Below are 16,645 nucleotides of genomic sequence, written 5' to 3'. Positions count from 1 at the left end.
GCAACGCCTTTTCGGCGTCCCATTCCAGAATCTCCGCTTCACTTACCGGGTAAATGAGCGGGACGATATCGAGGATTACTTCGATGTCGCGTTCCGAAAGTAGGCCGCCGGCTGGTTTAAAAAATCGTCGATGCGCACCTGCAATTGCGTCCAGTCGGGGACGGTCAGGTGGGCCAGATCGGGGATCATCAGGCCGGTGCAGTGGGCGGTGATGAATTCGGCGCGTTCCTTGGCCGTCTTCAGTTTCTTCATCACTTTGGTGGCGCGCAGCACGGGCATTTCCAGGCTCAGCGAGTCGACGGTGCGGCCGGTGACGGCGAGCGGTTGCAGCAATTGCACCTGGTCGGGATCGTCGGATTTCTCCGCGTCATCGATCTGGTCAAGAAAGTACGCACTCGGCCGGGTCGACATCTCATGGACGTACTGAGCGATGCTTACGTAGTCCGGACGTTTGAGTTGATCGAGCTCTTTCACCGACAGGCCGGTGGCGAGCAGCGCCAGCTCGAAGAACTGATCGTCTTCGTCATCGCCGGCGCGCTCCAGCGCATCTTTTTGTGCGGCGTAGAACAGCGGTTTGAGCTGGATAGATTCGATCAGCGAGCCATCGTCGCCGGTGATCGGCGACAGCAGTTCGTGTTGGGGGGGCATCCACGGCATGTATGAATTCCTTGGTGATTCGTTTAGATCCACTGTGGGAGCGAGCCTGCTCGCGAAGGCTTTGGCACATTCGACATTGATGTAACTGAACGACCGCTTTCGCGAGCAGGCTCGCTCCCACAGGGTTTTGTGATTTGCCGGTAAACCGGGGTTTACGGCATCAACACCGCACGCCGTGCATCACCGAGGATGTCGACGCCGTTGAGCACGAATTTCTGCGTGCGCACGTCGATGTCGATCACCGGCACGCCGTTTTCCAGGCGGTTGTAGGTGCGGCAGGACAGTTCCAGATTGGTCTTGGGCTTCTCGCCCATTTTCACTGCGGTTTCCTCAAGGGATTTCAACTGGCCGCCGACGGTGTGGTAGGTGAACCAGGTATTGCCGTCCTGATCCTGACCGGCTTCACGCACGTTCAGCAGAATGTCGTCGCCCAGCTTCACGCCCAGCGCCAGCAGAACCTCGGCGCCGAGGCCTTGCAGGGTCAGCTTGGCGCCGAGCGCTTTGCCGCCCTTGGCCATTTCTTCGACGATAAAGCGCCCGCCACGCATCTCTTCCATGTCGAATTCGATTTTCGGCGGGGTGAATTCCTCAACGGTCGCCGACAACGGCAGGCCTTGCAGGGTGGCCGCGATGGCCTGTCTTACGCGGTTGGTAAACATTAGAGAACGTCCTCCAGGAACTGCTCGATGATTTCATCGCGGGCGTTGAGTTGATAAACCATGTGTTCGTTCGGCGCGTAGCGGCCGTAGTCGATGACCACGTACCAGGTGCCGTTCTTGTACTTCTCGACGCTGTTGAGTTCCGGGTGCAGATACACGCTGCCGCCGGGAATGGTTTCATCGGCAACCAGGGTCTGCAGCCAGTCGTTGATGCGCTTGACCTCCTGATCCATGAAGGATTTGGTGAGGTTCTTGGCCATGGCTTTCTGGCCGGCCTTGACCAGCTTGCGGCTGATCGCATCCTCGAGGCCGACGTAGCTGATGAACTTGCCGGTGATCGAGCGGTTACCCAGCAGCGAGAAGCCGCCAAGCACGGTGCGGGCGTAGTAGCTGACGCCGTAACGGTTGAGCAGATCGCCTTCGGTGGACGTATCGAGGATGTTGTACTCGACGACCCGCGAAACGTCTTCGGCGAAAGTCACCTGGTTGCCCGGGCTCTCCCATTGCTTGACCTTGGCCAGCGCGGCAATCGCCAGACTGGAGGGCGACAGGAAGACGTTTTTCTTCGCCGCTTTCGAATACACGGCGGGCATGTTGTGCACCACCAGGCAACGGTCGAAACCGAGTTCGGCCCCGCCGAGTTCCTGGCTGTACAGGACCTGATCGGCCACCGAGACATCCTTGCCGTCCAGCACTACACGGGCCTTGATACGCTTGCCGAACGCGGCGAACTCGCCGGCCACCGCTTTAGTGCCGGTGAAGCCCGGCGCGCCGATGATGGTCAGGTCTTCCGGGACACTGCCCAGCGCCGCCAGACCGAGCTTGCGGCCAGTGGCCGGCTCGACACCGCCGATCACATTGTTGACCGTGTCGGCCGGTGTCGCGCCTGCCTCGACGATGACCACGTAGACCGGCACCTTGACCACTTTGAGGATCTGGTAGACCGCGTGGTACAGCGTGCCCTCTTCCGACCCAGTCGGATCGAGCAGCGCATGGGTGGTGAAGCTGTTGATGCGAAACGGCGCGTTTCGCGGAATCAGCGGATCGGCTTTCGGCGCGGTGCCGACCAGACCGATGACGTTGTCACCCAGGCCACCCATGGCCTCGGGGGATTCGGTGGCATTGACGGTAATGCCGTTGTGCTCGAAGTTCAGAACCTCAGCCATGTTCAGTCAGCCTTCTTGGCAGCGGCCTTTTTGGCCTGGGTGATAGGGGTTTTCGGCTCAAGTCGCCCGGCAAAGTGCAAGGCACTGGCCTCGACATCGAGCAGATCGAGTTCTTGACCAACGCTCGACCAATGCCCACCGCCGGTGGGGAATGGGACGAGCACGGTGTAGGTTTGGCGGGTTGCCATTTTTCGTTTCTCCATAAACGGGAAAGCCCCTCGGGAGGGAGGGGCTTTTTTTGGGGGGGGGGTGTTTTGAAGGGATAAGAAAAAGCGCTTGAGGTCGGGGCGGTTATAGCTCAGGAAGGTTGTTTAACCGGGCTGAGTTTGGCCAGCCTTGATGGATCATCTCCTCAGTACATTCACCAGACTCAACGGCTGCCAACAATACTCGTTCACGATCAAAACAATCTTGAACATGGGTCCGAATCAAAGTCGCCATTGCAATTATCTGGGCAGCCTCCAACTCGGCGAAACCTTCAGAAAACTTCCATGCACACTTGTAAGACGGGTCTAGAATTGCAGCTACCGCAGCACTTGCGACCAATGCCTGACCGTCTCGCGTGGTATCCGCTGTAGAGCCTTGAAATTCCACACCAGATGTTTCCCGGTGGAACCGTTCAACAGCGATTAACTTTGCAAAATCTACTTTGTCTTCAAATGGTATTTTGGTAAGCGCTCCATCGACTAGACACCATTGTCCTGTCATGTCTATCGCGGACTGCAGCCAAAGTTCTTCGCTAATGCGAACCGCTCCCTCGGGTATATCGCAAACACCTCGAATCAGGCGATCTTTAATGTGGCCTGACTCATCAAACGTCATGTATTTGTTAGTCATATTTTTTCCTCAGCAACCAACTGCGAGCCATCGAGTTGAAGTGCCCGAAGAAGACCGAACTGTAAAGCCGTTCTTGTTTAACGCGCCTAACGCAACGAATCCGACTGACCCGGAGCCCGGGGTATAGTCACTAATTGCGATGGCTGATAGCGCGGAATTAGGAAATGTGAGTGGAAAAGGAATTGCTTGATCCGCCGTGCTTGAGACAACTGAGTAAATTCCCCACTGGATAGTGAATCCTCCCAGCCAAGACGGGAATACACAGTAACCGACCCCACTTTTCTGAAATTGAAAGCCCCAGGTCATTTTTTTTGGTGTAACGATAGCGCTGTCATCGGCGCCGGTATTCGTCTGCGCTTGAGTGGCAACTTTCGCTGTCCCTTGATTGGTTTCGGAGGCTTGTTGCGCCAAAGCAGAGAGCGCAGCGATATCAATGGTCCCCTGGTTGACAGGGGCGTTCCAAGCTTTTATGCACCAGATGATCGCGAGATTGCGCGGGCGTGTCTCCGCAGAGGTACGCGCTACTTTTGAAGCATCAAACAACACACCGTGGTAAGCAGCTTTTTGGTTAAGCGGACTCAGGGCTCCGCTCAAATTCGCCAACCCGAACGCGCCACTTGCCGTGTTGATATCAAGATAGCCGTCAAAAGTCCCGGTAATGTTCTGTAACGTATCAGCCTGATAGCTGCCGAGCGCCCGACCTCCATCGACGCCCCGCCCATGATCCCAACCCCGCAAAAACTCCCCGCGCGCCTCTGGCAAACGGAAGTTCCCACCCCCCTCGTCCCCCTTGTTGAACTTGCCGCCCAGATAAGCGCTCAGGTCCGGATACGTCGCACTGCTCTTGACGCTGTTATCCAGCTCCAGAAAACCCGGCGGTGGCGCATCAACCGGAAACGCCACAATCGATCCAACTGGCAACGCGGAAGCCTTGGCGATCAACGCCTCAACTTCAGCCTTGGTGTACGAGTCCTTGATGCCAAACCCTGCCAGCGTTTCCGGATTGGCACCGGCAGTCGCCCGGCCATATTCATCAACCGTCAGACTCTTATAAGTCCCGGCTGCAATCCCGGTGCGCCCCGCGAGCATCTTGAACGTCAGCGCAGTCGTGCCGAGGGTGATCGGCGCATTGGTGGTCAGGTGCCACAGCGAATCTCCATTCGCTACGCCCTCCTCCACCATTACCGTCAGGCCCGGGGTAACCTTGGCGCTGGTGTTGGCATCGGTGGCCCGCACCCAGTCGCCATTGGCAACGATCCACAAGCCGTTGTCCTTGGCCAGCGTCTGGCTCATCAGCAACACACGATCGCCGGCGATCACTGCCACACCATCAATCTGCTGCGCGCTGTTCATCACGACATTGGCAGTCGCCGCAACGCGCACCGACTGCTTGCCATCAAGTTTGCCGAGTTCTTCAGCCAGATAACTCATGACCCACGCACGAGTAGCCTTGACCACCGTGTCATCAATCAACAAGGTCACCAGCGAGGCATTGCTGGTCTCGAAAATCGAGCGGATATAAAACTCTTTACCTGAACCCGACGTCGCTAGCACCGGTTTGAACGACTCCGGGTATTTGACGATAGCGTAGAGAATGCCGGTGTCGGTCCACAGCCCGGTTTCACGCACATACCAGCCGCCGACGTCCGGCGGGATAGTGACTTCGGCGAGCAGCCAGCTCGGGTTTTTCTCGTCCTGGAACAGTGCGTTGAGCGGTCCGCGCCAGACTTCGCGTTTCAGAGCGGTCGCGGTGGCGGCCGGGTTGTAGACCGCGCCGCCGCCGTCGCCGACGGAAATCTGCGTCAACTTGATCGGCACACCCGCAGCCTTGCACGCCGTTTCGTAGGCAATCCCTGCGTTGGTGAGCAGGGTGTAATAGTCAGCCATTCAGGCCCCCTGAGGATAAATAGTGGATGTTTCGACGGTGTACAACGCCGCGACCATGAACGCCTCGCCAGAGGTTTCAAGCCCTTCGATGAACACCGGATAAACCGTGGTCAGTTCGCCGCAAAACGTCGCAGCACCAATGACGTGATTGCCGAATGCGCTCAAACCCACCGACACGGAGAGAACGTCCCTCTCGCTTTTCGCATCGGCCAGACGGCGGTCGAGACGGGCGTCGATTTCTTCGCTGTAGGTTTGGTCGCTGAAGGCACGCACGGAAAAGCTGTACGGCGCGCCGGGCGGTGTCTGTTCGTACCAGGCGCGGATTTCCGGGCGCAGTTGCAAACCCTTGGCGGCGTTTTCCAGCGCCTTGCGTGTGCCGGCCTGGCGCGCGGTGGGCCAGGCCAGTTCGACAGTTACGCGCTTCTCCGCCACCGGCGCATCGGTGCTCCATTCGGCGACGCCGCGATCGGCAGCCAGATACGGCAGGAAGGCCACCGGCGTTTCGCTGGGGTTCATCAGTTCCGGGAACGGCGGCGCGATGCGGTCGAGCAAGGCGTCGAAGCCCAGATCCAGTCCGCGTTCGAGGGCCGAGCTGTTGGCCGGAAGCAAGGTTGGCCGCTGAGTTTTTTCACTCATAGCGTCAGCACCTCGACTTCAACCGCTGTGCAATACGGCGCCTGAAACGCGGTGGTCACGATCGGCGTCAGCGGTTCGAGAATCTGCAGTTGCACGGCGCCGGCGCTGTGCAGCGTGTAGTCGATCCAGCTCGGATCGACCCGGCCTTCGAGGCGATGGCAACTGTCGGCATACGCTTGCAATTGTGCTTGCGCCGCGACCTTGGTCAGGCCCGAGTCGGGGCCGGAATTGATCTTGGCGACGACGCGGATTTTGTAGCGCTGGATCTCGGCAGCCTTGACGGTGACGAGGTCGGTTTCCGGGCGCACGTCTGGACGAGCAAAGTGCTGACGGACGCCCTCGAGCAATGCTTCGGAAGGCGTGCCATCGCCGTCTCGAGAAAGCACGGTGACTTGCACTTCGCCCGGCGCAGTGCGGCGCCCGTTGCCATCCTTGACCTGCGCGGCGAGGCCGTCCGGGTTGAAGGTGTAAGTGACATTCACTACGCCGGCGTCGGTGGATTCGACCTGAACTGTTGGCCGCTCGCCGAGGGTGAACACCTCGCGGCGATACTGCATCCGCGAACCTGCCGCCGGTGCATGAGGTGCCAGGTAATAACGCAGCCGAGCGTCGTCATCACTTTCATAAATCGCCGGTACCGGAGGGAACGCTGCCGGGTCGCCTGGATCGAGCAACTGCCGTTCCAGGCCCATGTCCGCCAGCCGCGCATCGAGATTGCTGCCGGTCGCCCACCACGCCAGCATCTGTTTGATGCGTGCGTTGTATTTGCGCTCATGGGTTTGCAGACGCACGCAGAACGCTTCTAGCGCGAGGGTCAGCAATTCGCTTTCGTTTTCCAGGCTCACCTTGAGTTTCGCGGCGCTGGTCGGCGAGCGAGCACCCACGTATTCGACGACGAAGGCTTTGAACTCGTTGAGTAAGTCTTCGAACGCTTCAACCGTGATCAGCGCGGGTTCGGCCAGTTGATTCTGGCCGGGGATCAGCATGCTCATGTCACCACCTCGAAGGTTTGTTGGCGGTTTTTCCAGGTGCCGGCAAAACGCAGCAGCAGGCCGTCGCCGTGGCGACTGGCAACAATCACTTGCGGCTGAAAATCATCGATACCGTTATGCGGGTTGTAGAACGCTTGCGCGGCGTGGCTCTGTGCCAGAAGCAGAATGTCGTCACCGAGGTTCTGCCCGAGGAGAGTGGGAATCAGCGAACCGTACAAAGGTCGTTTCTGCCGAGTGCCCAGCGGTGTGGTCAGGGCTCGGGTCGCGCGCTGCACGAATTGCAGCCAGTCGTCGACCGTGGCCCCGCTGTCTCTATCGATTCCGATCATGGGAGGCTCTTGAATCAGGGGCTGATGACGCGGCCCTGGTGATCGACCAAGGGGCCGCTGAAGTGCACGCCCAAGGCGTCGATGCTCAGGCCGACGGCGCCCAGTTGCAGGGTGATCAGTTCTGGCGTCATGGCCAGACGTGCAGGGCCGATGCTCAGTTCGAGCGACTCGCGAGACCCGTTGAATTGCGCGGGTCCGTTCAGCCAGTGCAAGGCGTGGCTGGCGTCGTCGTAACCGCTTTCGCTGCCGTCCTGATGCACCCGACGGGTCAGCGTCGGCACAGTCGAGGCCGGGGGGAAACGGTCACTGTTCAAGCCGAACAACGCGACACTCTGCGCACCGCTTTCACCGCTGCCATAGTTGAACAGCAGGCACTGCTCGCCCACCGTCGGGATGCGCGATTCACTTTGCGCACCAGCGCTGGGGTTGAAGAACTTGATCGCTGGGGTGAGCAATCCACCATGGCTGACCTGGCAGGTATTGCTCGCCGCATCAATTGACTGACAGATGCCAATGCGACAGAAACTCTCGGCGCGGCGGTGCAAGTCTTCGATTTCCGCTTCCATTTCCGCCAGACGCTCAATGATCGGGCCGAGTTGCATGCGCAGTAATGCATCGAACATCGGTCAGCCCTCCAGCGCGGTGTACTGGTCTGGATCGTCGATGTTGCTGACTTCCCAGGTGCGAGCGAATTTCGGCATGCCCAGTGGATCGTCGAGCAGGGTCGAGCCGAGGTAGAGCGTCTGCTCGAAGGTCAGGGTCCAGGCTCTATATTGTTGATCAGCACTGATAAGCAACGATGGCAAGCCATCGATATTCATCGGCAGATCGCATTGATCGCCGGGCAATCCCCAGCGGTTGTCGGTGATCAGGTTTTTCAGCACGGCGATCAGATCGCACGCTGCAAATGCACTGGCGGCAAGGGCCGGGATGACTTGCAGAGAGAGCGTCATGACATGAGCAATTCGCCCGTCAGCGGCGCGCACCCCGGGTCCATTGCGGTCGAAGTCGATCAGCACCCAGGCCTGATCGCCCGGTGCAGTGAAATCATCATGGTTGCCGACGGTGAGGTTGAGGCCGGCGGTGTTGCGCAGTGACGTCGCGATGGCTGTAAACAGTTGCGACGGCTGCTGGATCGGTGTGGGCATACATGACCTCCTTTTCAATCGTCCACGCGCAGTCCTGCCGCCAACATGGCGGCACGGAAAAATATTCAGGGTTAAGGGAGGTCGCGCGGCGGCACTTCGCAGACGCCGATACGCTTGGCCGCCCAGCGTTCGTAAAGGCCTATGGCGACATCAGCGCCGGCCATCGCCGTCAGGCAGCCAAAAGCGCCAGCGGCCCAGATCGACATGCCGGCGGCATACAGCAGCATGATTGCCGACACCCCGCAGATCATGCAGGCGCCGGAACGCAGGGCCAGACGCCGCACAAGTGACCAGCCGCGGGCGCCCTCCTTGTCGGCGCGCCACATTTCGCCGGACACCCCGCCAACGACGGCAAGGAGGATGACCAGCCAGATCGGCATGTCCGCCAACGCTTGTTGCTCGTTTGTCATGTCACGCCTCCGTGGGTGATTGATGAGTATGGGTTGGGTTCAAACGGTTTCTCTTGAGGCAGGCATTCCAAAAAGCCCGGCGCTTGCACACCGGGCTTTTCAGTAATGCGCTCCTTCGCCTTCCTTCCAATCCTGTGTTCGAGAAGGAAGCTGACTTTTCGGCGCTACTGGCGCGGTACGAGTCCATTCAGATTGTTTTTCCGACCGCGGTCCCTGCCCGCCGGATAACTGCTTCTGGTGCTTTACGCTGCACACCCGGGTCAGTTGCCAACCCTCTGAACCGTTGAGGCCGGTTCATCGCTGCCTGTTCTTGTGGAACTAAAGAGCTTGTCTTGCCAGCCGCTTTGTCGAGCGGCTTGGTGGCAAGAATATGCATGGATGCATATACAGTCAATGCGTAAATGCATTTATTTATGCATTAAATTTGCGCATATGCATGAAACCCAAGCGGGCCAAGGGGTGGGGAGATTTGTGCAGGCGAAAAAAAACCTGCCGAGGGGCAGGTTTCAGTTGAATCGAAAGGGGCTAGCGGGCGTACATGCCCCACCAGAAGACGTGACCAAGGATAACGATCTGCTCTTCCTGGATTTCCTGGAAGCTGTAGTCCTCATCTGGATGCTCGTCTCGATTGAAGCTGCGCAGACGGATGCCGGTGGGCAGGCGATAGAGTTGCTTCACGCGCAATTGGCCGTTGTGATTGATCGCATACAGATCGCCATCAATGATGTCGCCGATGCCGCACTTGCCGGCGTTGACGCCGACGGTGGCGCCATCACGCAGAACCGGCAACATGCTGTTGCCGCGCACCGTCACGCATTTGGCCTGGTCGAACTGCACGCCGTTGTGGCGCAGGCTGCGCTTGCCGAAGCGCAGGCTTGAGCGCTCGCTCTCTTCGATGACGAATCTTCCTGATCCAGCAGCCAATTCAACCTCACGTAGAAAGGGCACCGACACCTCGTCGTCATCGACGGGGGTATCGTCGTCCCACAGGCTTATGTCCTTGAGTTCCGCATGCACGTCAGCGCGCGTGCCGGCCGCCGTTGGCGCGACATCCGCGCGCCCGCGCAACTGATCGGTGCTGACGTTGAAATATTCAGCGATCTTCGAGATGTGTTTATCCGAAGGATCGACAATCTTCCCGCTGAGAATCCGCGAGAGCGTTGATTGAGGCACGCCGGTGCGACGGTGGAGCTCCGTGGGGGAGATCCCGTGCTGGTCGAGCAGTGCTCTTAAGACGGAGGAAACGTTGCGTTTTTGCATAACGCGCATAGTGCTTGAAGTTTTTCGTGAAGACAAATGCTGATTTGCATAAATCGTGCATAGATCAACTTTTCCCTGCCAATAAATGCTCACCCGACCGCAGCGCCTGCGTCGGGCAGACTGGCCATGGTAACCTTGCGCCCATCGCGGAAAAGCCCGGCCACTGCCCGCGCTTTGCCCTACATCTTTTAACGAGTTGCCCGACAATCCGATGAATAAAGCCGTCTCCGACCTGTCCTCCCACACTCCGATGATGCAGCAATACTGGCGCCTGAAGAATCAGCACCCGGACCAGCTGATGTTCTATCGCATGGGCGATTTCTACGAAATCTTCTACGAAGATGCGAAGAAAGCCGCCAAGTTGCTGGACATCACCCTGACTGCGCGCGGGCAGTCGGCGGGTCAGGCGATTCCGATGTGTGGGATTCCTTACCACGCGGCGGAAGGGTACCTGGCAAAACTGGTCAAGCTCGGCGAGTCGGTGGTGATATGTGAGCAGGTCGGCGACCCGGCCACCAGCAAAGGCCCGGTGGAGCGCCAGGTCGTACGGATCATCACGCCGGGGACGGTCAGTGACGAGGCGCTGCTGGATGAACGCCGCGATAACCTGATCGCAGCGGTGTTGGGCGACGAGCGACTATTCGGTCTGGCGGTGCTGGACATCACCAGCGGGAACTTCACCGTGCTCGAGATCAAAGGCTGGGAAAACCTGCTCGCCGAACTGGAGCGGGTCAACCCGGTGGAATTGCTGATTCCGGATGACTGGCCGAAAGACCTGCCGGCGGAAAAACGCCGTGGCGTACGCCGTCGCGCGCCGTGGGATTTCGAGCGCGATTCGGCGCTGAAAAGTCTCTGCCAGCAGTTTTCCACCCAAGACCTGAAAGGCTTCGGCTGCGAGAACCTGACCCTGGCCATTGGCGCTGCCGGTTGCCTGTTGGCCTACGCCAAGGAAACCCAGCGCACTGCCCTGCCCCATTTGCGTAGCCTGCGTCACGAACGTCTCGATGACACCGTGGTGCTCGACGGCGCCAGCCGGCGCAATCTGGAACTCGACACCAATCTGGCCGGTGGCCGCGACAACACGCTGCAATCGGTGGTCGATCGCTGCCAGACCGCCATGGGCAGCCGTTTACTGACCCGCTGGCTGAACCGGCCGTTGCGCGACCTCACCGTGCTGCTGGCACGCCAGACTTCGATCCGCTGCCTGCTCGACGGCTATCGCTTCGAAAAGCTGCAACCGCAGCTCAAGGAAATCGGCGACATCGAGCGGATTCTGGCGCGTATCGGTCTGCGCAATGCACGACCACGTGACCTTGCGCGTCTGCGTGATGCTCTCGGCGCACTGCCCGAACTGCAAGTGGCGATGACCGATCTGGAAGCGCCGCACCTGCAGCATCTGGCGGCCACCACCAGCACCTATCCGGAACTGGCGGCGCTGCTGGCAAAAGCCATTATCGACAACCCGCCTGCGGTGATCCGCGACGGCGGTGTGCTGAAAACCGGTTACGACAGTGAGCTCGATGAACTGCAATCACTGAGCGAAAACGCCGGCCAGTTCCTCATCGATCTCGAAGCCCGGGAGAAAGTCCGTACTGGTCTGGCCAACCTCAAAGTCGGCTACAACCGTATCCACGGCTACTTCATCGAATTGCCGAGCAAGCAGGCTGAATCGGCGCCGGCCGACTATATCCGCCGGCAGACGCTCAAAGGCGCCGAGCGCTTCATCACGCCCGAGCTGAAAGAATTCGAAGACAAGGCACTGTCCGCCAAGAGTCGCGCGCTGGCCCGGGAAAAAATGCTTTACGAGGCGCTGCTCGAAGACTTGATCAGCCAGCTGCCACCGCTGCAGGACACCGCCGGCGCATTGGCCGAACTGGATGTGCTGAGCAACCTTGCCGAGCGTGCGCTGAATCTCGACCTCAATTGCCCGCGTTTCGTCAGCGAGCCGTGCATGCGCATCACCCAGGGTCGTCACCCTGTGGTTGAGCAAGTGCTGACCACGCCGTTCGTGGCCAACGATCTGAGCCTGGACGACAATACGCGCATGCTGGTCATCACCGGCCCGAACATGGGCGGTAAATCCACTTACATGCGGCAAACCGCGTTGATCGTGTTGCTAGCGCATATTGGCAGTTTCGTGCCGGCCGCCAGTTGCGAGCTGTCGCTGGTCGACCGCATCTTCACCCGTATCGGCTCAAGCGATGATCTGGCCGGCGGTCGCTCGACCTTCATGGTCGAGATGAGCGAAACCGCCAACATCCTGCATAACGCGACCGAGCGCAGTCTGGTCCTGATGGACGAAGTCGGGCGCGGTACCAGCACCTTTGACGGTCTGTCGCTGGCGTGGGCGGCGGCCGAGCGCTTGGCCCATTTGCGCGCCTACACCCTGTTTGCTACGCACTATTTTGAGCTGACCGTGCTGCCGGAAGCCGAACCTCTTGTCGCTAACGTGCATCTCAATGCCACCGAGCACAACGAACGGATCGTGTTCCTGCACCATGTTCTGCCTGGGCCTGCCAGTCAGAGCTATGGCTTGGCAGTCGCACAACTGGCCGGCGTGCCGAGCGAGGTGATTCTGCGAGCGCGCGAGCATCTGAGTCGCCTGGAAGACACTGCCCTGCCCCACGAGGCGCCGAAACCGGCGGCCAAGGGCAAGCCGTCGACACCGCAGCAAAGCGACATGTTCGCCTCACTGCCACATCCGGTGCTGGACGAATTGGCGAAAGTGGATCTGGACGACATGACGCCACGTCGAGCGCTGGAAATGCTCTATGCACTGAAGAACCGGATATAAGCACTGAAGAAGCGGATATAACGCAATTCGCTTCAAGCTGTTAGAATCTCGCGCGGTTCGGGATGCTGCTGGCTCATAGCCTGGTCAGCAGGTATCGCTCCCGAACCTGGCGACCCCAACCGTGAAGGGGCAACGCTGCCGCCGCCTGAGGAGAAAATTAGAAATGACCTTCGTCGTCACCGACAACTGCATCAAGTGCAAGTACACCGACTGCGTAGAAGTCTGTCCGGTGGACTGCTTTTACGAAGGCCCGAACTTCCTGGTGATTCACCCGGACGAGTGCATCGACTGCGCGCTGTGTGAACCAGAATGCCCGGCTGTGGCGATCTTCTCGGAAGACGAGATCCCAAGCGGCATGGAAAACTTCATCGAGCTCAATGCCGAGCTGGCGGATATCTGGCCGAACATCACCGAGAAAAAAGAATCGCTGCCGGATGCCGAAGAGTGGGATGGCCAGCCGAACAAGATCAAACACCTCGAACGCTGATCTACCCCGCGCTCGACTGAAAGGCCCCTTGCGGGCCTTTTTGCTTTTGCAGATTCTGCTTTTCTGCAGACGAAAAAAGGGGCGGTATGACCCGCCCACATTTTTTCCCTATTCCCTGTAGTCCTTTTCATCGTCCTGATGAATCGCCTCCTGCGATGTCCGTTCCCCTCTTCCGTGAAGGGCGTGTCTGTCCGTCGACACAGTTGAGATATTAGAGAGTTTCTGGAGACGAGCAATTGGCCCACGGCGTACGCGCGCTCTGTCACAAGGACATAACATTTACGAAATAATTAACAAAATCAAAAGGTTGCTCACTGAGAGTGAGCGCGATCGCCTTCCACCGAAGTGTAAAAATAACGAACACTTACGACACAGTAAGCAAAGGCTTACAGCGCGAGACTACAAATTCAGAAATTGACGACCGCTTGTCTGGTGGCTGCCGAAAGCCCGATTTGCTGCACGCGAAAAACAAAAAAGCCCCGACTGATCGAATCAGCCGGGGCTTTTGCGGGCGGAGGAGAAGGCGCTTATTGAAACAGCGACTCGCTCGACAGGCCGTTCTTTTCAAGGATCTCGCGAAGGCGCTTGAGCCCTTCCACCTGAATCTGCCGTACCCGCTCGCGGGTCAGGCCGATCTCCAGGCCGACATCTTCCAGCGTGCTGCTTTCGTGACCACGCAGGCCGAAGCGGCGAATCACCACCTCGCGCTGCTTGTCGGTCAGCTCTGACAGCCATTGATCGATGCTCTGCGACAGATCATCGTCCTGCAGCAGTTCGCACGGATCGGTCGGACGATCGTCAGTGAGTGTGTCCAGCAGGGTTTTATCCGAATCCGGACCCAGCGAGACGTCGACCGAAGAAACCCTTTCGTTGAGGCCGAGCATGCGCTTGACCTCCCCCACCGGTTTTTCCAGCAGGTTGGCGATTTCTTCGGGTGAAGGTTCGTGGTCGAGTTTTTGCGTCAGCTCCCGTGCGGCCCGCAGGTACACGTTGAGCTCCTTGACCACGTGAATCGGCAGCCGGATGGTCCGGGTCTGATTCATGATCGCGCGCTCGATGGTCTGACGGATCCACCAGGTTGCGTAGGTCGAGAAGCGGAAGCCGCGCTCGGGATCGAACTTTTCCACCGCGCGGATCAGGCCGAGGTTGCCCTCTTCGATCAGATCCAGCAGCGACAGCCCCCGATTGACGTAACGCCGGGCGATCTTGACGACCAGCCGCAGGTTACTTTCGATCATGCGCTTGCGCCCGGCAGGATCGCCACTTTGCGACAAGCGCGCAAAATGAACTTCTTCTTCCGGGGAGAGCAGAGGGGAAAAGCCGATTTCGTTGAGATACAGCTGCGTGGCATCAAGTGCCCGAGTGTAGTCGATGTATTTATGTTGTTTGAGTGTGGCGGAGTGTCTGGATTTGGAACGAACGGAAGGTGGAGCAGCCCCTTCATCATTCAACATCGAATCCGAATCGATGCCGGTCTCCATAAGGAGAACCTCATCGTCGATGTCAAACTCCGGCACTTCTTTACTGAGAGCCATTGTTATAGTCCTTTGGTGAGTTCGACCCCAAGCTCAAGCGACGCCTTTATCCTTGGCAACGCTGGAGCCTGTCCCCTCTACGCGACGGAACAGGCTGGCCTTCAAATCAACGTCTTGGCAGGAACTGCAGCGGATCCACTGGTTTACCTTGGCGGCGAATCTCAAAATGCAGCTTCACCCGGTCTGTACCCGTTGACCCCATTTCGGCAATTGTCTGTCCGACCTTGACCTGCTGCCCCTCCCGAACCAACAGCCTGCGGTTATGTCCGTAAGCACTGACGTAGGTTTCGCTGTGTTTGATGATGACCAATTCGCCGTAGCCCCTTAAGCCACTCCCGGCGTATACGACCGTCCCATCAGACGCAGCTAAAACAGGCTGTCCCAAATCTCCGGCGATATCAATTCCTTTATTCAAACTACCGTTTGAAGAGAATTTTCCAATCAGAACGCCATTAGATGGCCATCCCCAGCCGGTCGGGGCCGGGCCTGCCGGAGGCAGTGGAGCGGGTGCAGGTTTGCTCGCGACGGACGGTACAACCCCTTTGGAACCGGTGGTTGTAGTGGTTGTGGTGCCATTCGCCTGGCGCCGGATTACTGTGGTTTTACTCGACGAAGAAGGTGAGGAACTGGAGTTGCTCACCACCGCTGTCGGCGTTGAACCGCTGCGCCCGTCGAAGCGAATTGTCTGACCCGGATGGATCGTATACGGCGTAGGAATATTGTTCCGGGCGGCGAGGGTTTTGTAGTCCCAGCCGTAACGAAAGGCGATCGAAAACAAAGTATCGCCGGGACGGACTACATATTGCCCGGTAGTAACGGTCGGACGTTGCGCGACCGAATTATTGCGATCGACAACCCGTACGTTGCTCGATTTGGTGCTGGAGCAACCGACCAGCAAGGTGCTCAAGACAAGGCCAGTCACCAGGCGCTGAAAGCTCGTGTTACCCATACGCTGCGCAATGACTGTGAGACTCACCCGCCGCTCCCTTTGTGGTGGCTGAAAAATTCTGAATGCCGCATTGCGGCATGAGGTGTCGCAAGTATAACGGGCCGAACCGGCTTTACCTTTAATGAAGCGAAATCACCGGACGCACACGTTTGCCAGGGGCAAGTACGCTGCGTTTAAACTCTGGCTGCCGGTGTAAGACCGGCGCCGTTGAAAGGAATTCAGCGCCTGCTCGCAAATGCTCAGGCCAGTGGCCCGTTGAGCAACGGCACGAAACGCACAGCGCCCAGAACGTGTCGGGAAAAGCCATGTTCTTCGCGCACGATCAGCATCAGTTGTTGCACTTCACCCGAGCCAACCGGAATTACCATGCGCCCACCGGGGGCCAGTTGATCGAGCAAAGCTTGCGGTACATCGGTGGCAACGGCGGTGACGATGATGCCGTTGTATGGGGCCAGCGCCGGCCAGCCCTCCCAACCATCGCCCCAGCGAAACACCACGTTGCGCAGGTTCAACTCGACCAGACGCTCCTTGGCGCGGTCCTGCAGCACCTTGATGCGTTCGACCGAAAACACCCGTTCGACCAGCTGCGACAACACCGCCGTCTGGTAGCCGGAACCGGTGCCGATCTCCAACACCTTATCCAGCGGGCCGGCCTCCAGCAGCAGCTCGCTCATGCGCGCCACCATATAAGGCTGGGAAATGGTCTGGTTGTTGCCGATCGGCAGCGCGGTGTCTTCATAAGCGCGATGTGCCAGCGCCTCGTCGACAAACAGATGACGCGGCGTGCGGCGGATCACTTCCAGCACCTTGGCGTTCGACACGCCTTCTTCATATAGACGCTGGATCAGGCGCTCGCGCGTACGCTGTGAAGTCATGCCTATGCCGCTGCGCAGGCGGTC

Annotated in this window: 18 protein-coding genes; 2 read left to right on the top strand and 16 right to left on the bottom strand. The window is 58.8% G+C overall.

Annotation, left to right across the window (positions count from 1 at the left end; genetic code table 11):
* Positions 1-75: 75 nt before the first annotated feature.
* The 13 genes from PSH90_RS05515 to PSH90_RS05455 form a co-directional block, all read right to left on the bottom strand.
* Positions 76-657, bottom strand: a complete 582-nt coding sequence (locus tag PSH90_RS05515; protein ID WP_305382322.1) for a phage tail assembly protein — start codon at positions 655-657, stop codon at positions 76-78.
* A 152-nt stretch (positions 658-809) separates the two neighbouring features.
* Entirely contained in the window at positions 810-1,316 is a 507-nt protein-coding gene (locus PSH90_RS05510; protein WP_039762530.1) for a phage major tail tube protein, read from the bottom strand.
* On the bottom strand, positions 1,316-2,482 hold the full coding sequence (locus PSH90_RS05505; protein ID WP_016771437.1) for a tail protein: 1,167 nt from the start codon (positions 2,480-2,482) through the stop codon (positions 1,316-1,318). The genes PSH90_RS05510 and PSH90_RS05505 overlap by 1 nt, the downstream gene beginning before the upstream one ends.
* Before the next feature lie 2 nt (positions 2,483-2,484).
* Positions 2,485-2,670, bottom strand: coding sequence for a hypothetical protein (locus tag PSH90_RS05500; protein WP_039762525.1), 186 nt, complete (start codon positions 2,668-2,670; stop codon positions 2,485-2,487).
* Between the two features lie 103 nt (positions 2,671-2,773).
* Positions 2,774-3,319, bottom strand: coding sequence for a DUF4376 domain-containing protein (locus PSH90_RS05495; protein WP_305382320.1), 546 nt, complete (start codon positions 3,317-3,319; stop codon positions 2,774-2,776).
* A 9-nt stretch (positions 3,320-3,328) separates the two neighbouring features.
* The gene (locus PSH90_RS05490) at positions 3,329-5,206 is read right to left on the bottom strand and encodes a phage tail protein (RefSeq protein WP_305382318.1); all 1,878 of its coding nucleotides are present in this window, start codon (positions 5,204-5,206) and stop codon (positions 3,329-3,331) included.
* The gene (locus PSH90_RS05485) at positions 5,207-5,842 is read right to left on the bottom strand and encodes a phage tail protein I (RefSeq protein WP_252868878.1); all 636 of its coding nucleotides are present in this window, start codon (positions 5,840-5,842) and stop codon (positions 5,207-5,209) included.
* A complete protein-coding gene (locus PSH90_RS05480; RefSeq protein ID WP_305382317.1) occupies positions 5,839-6,834 on the bottom strand; it encodes a baseplate J/gp47 family protein in 996 nt (331 codons plus the stop codon). Before PSH90_RS05480 ends, PSH90_RS05485 begins: the two co-directional genes overlap by 4 nt.
* Entirely contained in the window at positions 6,831-7,163 is a 333-nt protein-coding gene (locus PSH90_RS05475) for a hypothetical protein (RefSeq protein WP_056783245.1), read from the bottom strand. The genes PSH90_RS05480 and PSH90_RS05475 overlap by 4 nt, the downstream gene beginning before the upstream one ends.
* Before the next feature lie 14 nt (positions 7,164-7,177).
* The gene (locus tag PSH90_RS05470) at positions 7,178-7,786 is read right to left on the bottom strand and encodes a phage baseplate assembly protein V (RefSeq protein WP_095180495.1); all 609 of its coding nucleotides are present in this window, start codon (positions 7,784-7,786) and stop codon (positions 7,178-7,180) included.
* A gap of 3 nt (positions 7,787-7,789) precedes the next feature.
* Positions 7,790-8,311: a hypothetical protein gene (locus tag PSH90_RS05465; RefSeq protein WP_256810376.1), complete on the bottom strand. Its 522-nt coding sequence runs from the start codon at positions 8,309-8,311 to the stop codon at positions 7,790-7,792.
* A gap of 71 nt (positions 8,312-8,382) precedes the next feature.
* Positions 8,383-8,721: a phage holin family protein gene (locus PSH90_RS05460; RefSeq protein WP_041478110.1), complete on the bottom strand. Its 339-nt coding sequence runs from the start codon at positions 8,719-8,721 to the stop codon at positions 8,383-8,385.
* 525 nt (positions 8,722-9,246) lie between these two features.
* Positions 9,247-9,990 carry an XRE family transcriptional regulator gene (locus PSH90_RS05455; RefSeq protein WP_056783238.1) on the bottom strand — a complete coding sequence of 248 codons (744 nt, stop codon included), beginning with the start codon at positions 9,988-9,990 and terminating at the stop codon, positions 9,247-9,249.
* A 202-nt stretch (positions 9,991-10,192) separates the two neighbouring features.
* Here PSH90_RS05455 and mutS point away from each other — a divergent pair, with 202 nt between their 5' ends.
* Both mutS and fdxA read left to right on the top strand, forming a co-directional pair.
* Positions 10,193-12,775, top strand: coding sequence for a DNA mismatch repair protein MutS (gene mutS, locus PSH90_RS05450; RefSeq protein ID WP_305382316.1), 2,583 nt, complete (start codon positions 10,193-10,195; stop codon positions 12,773-12,775).
* A 163-nt stretch (positions 12,776-12,938) separates the two neighbouring features.
* On the top strand, positions 12,939-13,262 hold the full coding sequence (gene fdxA / locus PSH90_RS05445) for a ferredoxin FdxA (protein ID WP_056783233.1): 324 nt from the start codon (positions 12,939-12,941) through the stop codon (positions 13,260-13,262).
* A 527-nt stretch (positions 13,263-13,789) separates the two neighbouring features.
* On the opposite strand, the gene rpoS is transcribed toward fdxA, so the two are convergent.
* From rpoS to PSH90_RS05430, 3 genes are all read right to left on the bottom strand, one after another.
* Positions 13,790-14,797: an RNA polymerase sigma factor RpoS gene (gene rpoS / locus PSH90_RS05440; protein ID WP_016771451.1), complete on the bottom strand. Its 1,008-nt coding sequence runs from the start codon at positions 14,795-14,797 to the stop codon at positions 13,790-13,792.
* A 106-nt stretch (positions 14,798-14,903) separates the two neighbouring features.
* Positions 14,904-15,773 (bottom strand): peptidoglycan DD-metalloendopeptidase family protein, encoded by an 870-nt coding sequence (locus tag PSH90_RS05435; protein WP_016771452.1) that lies wholly within the window; start codon positions 15,771-15,773, stop codon positions 14,904-14,906.
* Between the two features lie 212 nt (positions 15,774-15,985).
* Entirely contained in the window at positions 15,986-16,621 is a 636-nt protein-coding gene (locus PSH90_RS05430) for a protein-L-isoaspartate(D-aspartate) O-methyltransferase (protein ID WP_160768345.1), read from the bottom strand.
* Positions 16,622-16,645 lie beyond the last annotated feature (24 nt).

The sequence above is a fragment of the Pseudomonas sp. FP1762 genome (assembly GCF_030687105.1).
Classification (GTDB): domain Bacteria; phylum Pseudomonadota; class Gammaproteobacteria; order Pseudomonadales; family Pseudomonadaceae; genus Aquipseudomonas; species Aquipseudomonas siliginis.
This window is presented reverse-complemented; position numbering and strand designations above follow the sequence as displayed.